This is a genomic window from Streptomyces synnematoformans (assembly GCF_039531005.1).
In the GTDB taxonomy this organism is placed as follows: Bacteria; Actinomycetota; Actinomycetes; order Streptomycetales; family Streptomycetaceae; genus Streptomyces; species Streptomyces synnematoformans.
Genome location: NZ_BAAAPF010000404.1, coordinates 1 through 5,288, shown reverse-complemented (window position 1 = coordinate 5,288; position 5,288 = coordinate 1). Strand labels below are relative to the sequence as shown.

At 78.0% G+C, this 5,288-nt stretch carries 4 protein-coding genes and 1 pseudogene; 2 read left to right on the top strand and 3 right to left on the bottom strand.

Features of this window, described 5'->3' with window-relative positions:
- Positions 1-46: 46 nt before the first annotated feature.
- Positions 47-1,021: an ROK family protein gene (locus ABD317_RS33070; protein WP_344294931.1), complete on the bottom strand. Its 975-nt coding sequence runs from the start codon at positions 1,019-1,021 to the stop codon at positions 47-49.
- A gap of 153 nt (positions 1,022-1,174) precedes the next feature.
- On the opposite strand from ABD317_RS33070, the gene ABD317_RS33065 reads away from it, so the two are divergent.
- Both ABD317_RS33065 and ABD317_RS33060 read left to right on the top strand, forming a co-directional pair.
- Positions 1,175-2,161: a LacI family DNA-binding transcriptional regulator gene (locus tag ABD317_RS33065; RefSeq protein WP_344294934.1), complete on the top strand. Its 987-nt coding sequence runs from the start codon at positions 1,175-1,177 to the stop codon at positions 2,159-2,161.
- Positions 2,162-2,305: 144 nt separating this feature from the next.
- Positions 2,306-3,499: a fumarylacetoacetate hydrolase family protein gene (locus ABD317_RS33060; protein WP_344294928.1), complete on the top strand. Its 1,194-nt coding sequence runs from the start codon at positions 2,306-2,308 to the stop codon at positions 3,497-3,499.
- A gap of 167 nt (positions 3,500-3,666) precedes the next feature.
- Here the strand turns inward: ABD317_RS33060 and ABD317_RS33055 are convergent, their stop codons facing one another.
- Complete coding sequence (locus tag ABD317_RS33055; protein ID WP_344294925.1) at positions 3,667-4,974, bottom strand: DUF6986 family protein; 1,308 nt, start codon at positions 4,972-4,974, stop codon at positions 3,667-3,669.
- 105 nt (positions 4,975-5,079) lie between these two features.
- A pseudogene (locus ABD317_RS33050) lies at positions 5,080-5,288 on the bottom strand (ADP-ribosylglycohydrolase family protein); the annotation flags it as partial.

Genomic DNA, 5,288 nt, shown 5'->3' with positions numbered 1-5,288 from the left:
CCGCCGCCGTACGCGCCGGGCCGCCGCCCCGCACCGCGCCCGGCCGTCAGCCGGGGGCGGTGAACCGCCGCAGGCCCAGCGTCTGCGCCGCCGCCGCGGCGGCGCCGATCAGCCCCGCGTCCGTGCCGAGGTGCGCCGGGACGACCGCCACGTTCGCCGCGTACGACAGCGCGGCGTAGGTCTTCAGATGCCGCCGCACCGGCGCGAACAGCAGCTCCCCGGCCGCCGCCACCCCGCCGCCGATCACCGCGGCCTCGATCTCGACCAGCGTCGCGGTGGCGGCGATACCCGCGGCCAGCGCCTGCGCGGCCCGGTCGAAGGAGGCGAGCGCCACCGGGTCGCCGGCGCGGGCCGCCGCGGCGACGCCGGCGGCGGTGTCGTCGCCGTCCGGGCCCGGGGTCCAGCCGTCGGCGAGGGCGCGACGGGCGATGTTGGGGCCCGAGGCGATCCGCTCGACGCAGCCGCGCCCGCCGCAGGGGCACGGGTCGCCGTCGAGGTCGACGGCGATGTGGCCGATGTGGCCGGAGTTGCCGGTGGGCCCGGCGTACGGCCGGCCGTCCAGGACGAGTCCGCCGCCGACCCCGGTGGAGACGACCATGCACAGCGCCGCGGACCGGCCGCGGGCCGCGCCCTGCCAGTGCTCGGCGGCGGCCATGGCGACGCCGTCGCCGACGAGCACCACCGGCCGGGCGCCGGTGACCTCGCGCACGGCGGCCACCAGCGGGTAGTCGCGCCAGCCGGGGATGTTGACGGGCCGGACGGTGCCCGTCTGGGCGTCCACGGGGCCGGCGCTGCCGATACCGAGGGCGCCGGCCCGGGCCCAGCCGGCGGGGTCGGCGGCGGCCAGTTCGCGCAGCACCCCGGTCACGGCGGCCATGACCTCCTCGCCGGTTCCGCCGGCGGGCGTGGGCCGCCGGGCCCGGGCGAGGAGCCGGCCGCCGGCGTCGACCAGGGCCGCGGCGGTCTTCGTACCGCCGATGTCGAGCGCGGCGACGAGCCCGGTCGGCTGGGCGGCGACCATCGTGGCGTCTCCTGGAGGTGCGGGTCGGGCGGGCGGGGGCGGTCCGCGGTCAGTCTGCCCAGAGGGTGACAACGTTGTCTAGCCCTTATCATCAGGCGCGTGTCTGATCACCTTCCCGGCCCGCAGCGGCCCCGCTACGGCAGCCGTCCGACGATGAAGGACGTCGCCGCCCGCGCGGGCGTCGGCCTGAAGACGGTCTCGCGGGTGGTCAACGGCGAGCCCGGCGTCACGCAGGAGACCGAGCGGCGGGTCCGGGACGCCATCGACGCGCTCGGCTTCCGCCGCAACGACAGCGCGCGCATCCTGCGCAAGGGCCGCACCGCCACCGTCGGGCTGGTGCTGGAGGACCTGGCCGATCCGTTCTACGCCCCGCTGAGCGGGGCCGTCGAGGACGTCGCCCGGGCGCACGGCTCGCTGCTCGTCCACGGCTCCAGCGGCGAGGACCCCGGGCGCGAGGAGGAGCTGGTGCTCGCGCTGTGCGCGCGCCGGGTGGACGGGCTGGTGGTCGTGCCGGCGAGCACCGACCACCGCTATCTGGAACCGGAGCTGGCCGCGGGGATCGCCGCCGTCTTCGTCGACCGGCCGCCGGGGCGGATCAGCGCCGACACCGTACTGTCCGACAACTACGGCGGCGCCCGCCGGGCGGTCGAGCACCTCGTCGGGCACGGGCACCGCCGCATCGGCTTCATCGGCGACCACCCCCGTATCCACACCGCCGCCGAGCGGCTGCGCGGCTACCGCGCGGCGATGGCCGGCGCCGGCCTGCCGGTCGCCGGGGCGTGGACGTCGCTGGGCAGCACGGAGCCGGCCCGGGTGGCGGCGGAGTGCCTGCGGATGACGACGGGACCGGATCCGGTCTCCGCGCTGTTCACCGGCAACAACCGGGTCACCGTCACCGCCGTGCGGACGCTGACGGCGGGCGGGCGGCCCGTGGCCCTCGTCGGCTTCGACGACTTCGAGCTGGCCGACCTGCTCTCCCCCGGGATCACCGTCGTCGCCCAGGACCCCGCGGAGCTGGGCCGGCGCGCGGCGGCCCGGCTCTTCCAGCGCCTCGAAGGCGCGGCCGGCGACCCGGAGCGGCTGGAGCTGCCGACGCGGCTGGTCGCCCGCGGCTCGGGCGAGCGCCCGCCGGCGGGCTGAGCCGGGGCGGCCGCGACGTGCCGCCGGGCAGTGCGTGCGCGGAACTTCGCCCCGAGGGCTCCCCCTTCCCCGGCGGCCGTGTTCCGATCATCATGCGAAGTCAGCACGAGCCCGCCGCCACGCGCACAGAAAGGCCGCATCCCCATGGCCCCCCGTGAGATCCCCTCCGCCCCCGCGGACGTCCTGCCCACGGACGCGGACGCCGGGCTGCTGGTCGGCCGCCTCCTCGACCCCGCGGACGGCGGCCCGAGCCTGGTGACCGTCCGCGGCGACGTCCTCGTCGACGTCACCGCCCTCGGGCCGACCGTCTCGGACCTGCTGGAGCGTCCCGACGCCGCCGCCCGCGTCCGCGGCGCGGCGGGCGGGCGGAGCTGGCCGCTCGGCGAGGTGCTGGCGGCCACCGCCGCCGGGGCCGCGGACCGGGCGAGGCTGCTGGCGCCTGTGGACCTGCAGGTGCTCAAGGCGGCCGGGGTGACGTTCGCGGACAGCATGATGGAGCGGGTCATCGAGGAGCGCGCCGGCGGCGCCGCCGCCGCGGCGGACGAGATCCGCGCACGGATCGGCGCCCGGCTCGGCACCCGGCTGGAGACGGTACGGGCCGGCAGCCCGGAGGCCGTCGAGCTGCTGGCGTGGCTGCGCGAGCAGGGCCTGTGGTCGCAGTACCTGGAGGTCGGCCTCGACCCGGACGCGGAGATCTTCACCAAGGGCCCGGTGCTGTCGGCCGTCGGGTACGGGGCGCCCGTCGGCGTCGCCGAGGTCTCCCGGTGGAACAACCCCGAGCCCGAACTGGTCCTCGTCGTCGCCTCGGACGGCCGCATCGCGGGCGTCACCCTGGGCAACGACGTGAACCTCCGCGACGTGGAGGGCCGCAGCGCCCTGCTGCTGCCCCAGGCGAAGGACAACAACGCCTCCACCGCCCTCGGCCCGTTCGTCCGCCTCACCGGCGACGGCTTCACCGTCGACTCCGTACGCGAGGCGACGATCGGCCTGTCGGTGCAGGGCGAGGACGGCTTCTCGCTGCGCGACTCCTCCGACATGGCGCGCATCAGCCGCCCGCTGGAGACGCTGGTCGCCCAGGCGGTCAGCCGGCGCCACCGGTACCCGGACGGCGTCGTGCTGTTCACGGGCACGCTCTTCGCGCCCACCGCGGACCGCGGCGCCCCGGGCAGCGGGTTCACCCACCGCGAGGGCGACCTCGTGGAGATCTCCACCCCGCTGCTCGGCACCCTGCGCAACACCGTCACCACCAGCGAGCAGGCGCCCCCGTGGGAGACGGGCATACGCGACCTGTACGCTGGATTCGCCCGCCGCGGCCTGCTCCGGGCGGCGACGCAGTAACCCGGGCACGCCCACCGGGACCCGGTCCGCATGCGGCGCCGCAGAATCCGTGTTCCCCGCACTCCCGCCCCAGGGTAGGCCGCTCCTCCGACACGCACGCCTCGCCACCGGCAGGCCGGCCGTACCGGGACCGGGGCGGGGGCGGGGTCCCCGGTCGGCCGCCGCCCTCAGGTCCGCGGCGGCCGTCCCGCCAGCGCGTCCAGGTCCGCCCGCCCCAGCCCCGTCCGCTCGGTGACCTCCGCCGCGTCCACCGCCCCGCAGTCCAGCCCGCGCCGCAGGTAGCCGCTGAGCGCCCGCGCCGTCGCCGGCTCGTCGAGTACCCCGCCGGCCCCGCCGCCCGCGCCCGCCTCGCGCCCCGCGTACGCCGCCAGCCGGGCGCACGCCGCGTCCAGCCCCTCCCGGCAGAACGCGTACACCGCCGCGTACCGCGTCGGCAGCTGCCCCGGATGCATGTCCCACCCCTGGTAGAACGCGCGCGCCAGCGACCGCCGCACCAGCCCGTAGTGCAGCCGCCAGGCCGCGTGCACCCGTTCCGTGCCGCCGACCGGCAGCACGTTCACCGACCCGTCGGACAGCCGCACGCCCGTCCCGGCCGCGGCCACCTGCATCACGGCCTTCGCGTGGTCGGCCACCGGGTGGTCCGGCGACTGGTGGGCCGCGGCCACCCCGCACGCGGCGCTGTAGTCGAACGTGCCGTAGTGCAGCCCCGTCGCCCGGCCGCCGGCCGCGTCGATCATCCGCGCGACCGTGGCGCGGCCGTCGGCGCCGAGGATCGCCTGGGTCGTCTCGATCTGGATCTCGAAGCCGAGCCGCCCGGCCGCGAGCCCGTGCGCGCGCTCGAACTCCCCCAGCAGCTCGGCCATCGCGCCCACCTGCTCCGGGTACGTGACCTTCGGCAGCGTCAGCGCCAGCCCGTCCGGCAGCGCGCCGCCGCCCGCCCGCAGCAGCGCGGTGAGGAAGAGGTCGAGCGTGCGGATGCCGCGGTCGCGGACGGCGGCCTCCAGGCACTTGGCGCGGATGCCGACGTACGGCGGTGCGCCGCCGGCGGCGACGGCGTCCGCGACCACCCGGGCGGCGGCCACGGCGGCGGCGTCCTCCTCGTCGTCGGGACGGGGGCCGTAGCCGTCCTCGAAGTCGACGCGCAGGTCCTCGACCGGCTCGCGCACCAGCTTGGCCCGCACCCGCTCGTACACCTCCCCCGCCGCGCCCTCGGCAAGCCCCAGCGCCGCGGCGAGCGCGCCGGCGTCGGGCGCGTGCGCGTCGAGCGCGTCGAGGGCCTGCCGGCCCCAGTCCCGTACGGTACGGGCGCCGAAGGCGTCGGCGGGGACGTAGACGGTGTGCACGGGCTGGCGGGTGCCGGGGTCGCCGGGGTACCGGCGGGCGAGTGCGGCGTCGACGGGGGCGAGGGAGGCGTCGATCCGGGCCCTGACGGGGGCGCCGATCGACGTCGCGGCCGGGTCGTCCTGCGCCGCCATGCACCCTCCCGGTTTCAACAGAACGTTGAATCGAACGTAACCGGGCACCCGGAGGGCGTCAACGGACAGCAGGCCGGCGGGCCGGAGGCAGGGGCCCGCGAGCGCTCAGGACCAGGCGCCGGCGAGCCAGGCGACCCACAGGGCGACGGGCCCGGCGAGCGTCACCAGACGCAGGGCGCTGTCCGCCGTCGCGGCGGCGTCGCGGTGCGGGGGCCAGGGCAGGTCGCGTACGTCGGGATCCGTGCCCGGCAGCGGGGCGCCCGCGGCAGCGGCGGCCGCCGTCGCCGCCGCCGTGGCGGCCCCCCCGGCCGCCG

What these genes read in the sequence shown, in the direction of transcription:
- ABD317_RS33065 (WP_344294934.1), top strand. Translation starts at nt 1,175, where the DNA reads ATGAAGGACGTCGCCGCCCGCGCGGGCGTCGGCCTGAAGACGGTCTCG.
- ABD317_RS33070 (WP_344294931.1), bottom strand. Translation starts at nt 1,021, where the DNA reads ATGGTCGCCGCCCAGCCGACCGGGCTCGTCGCCGCGCTCGACATCGGC.
- ABD317_RS33055 (WP_344294925.1), bottom strand. Translation starts at nt 4,974, where the DNA reads ATGGCGGCGCAGGACGACCCGGCCGCGACGTCGATCGGCGCCCCCGTC.
- ABD317_RS33060 (WP_344294928.1), top strand. Translation starts at nt 2,306, where the DNA reads ATGGCCCCCCGTGAGATCCCCTCCGCCCCCGCGGACGTCCTGCCCACG.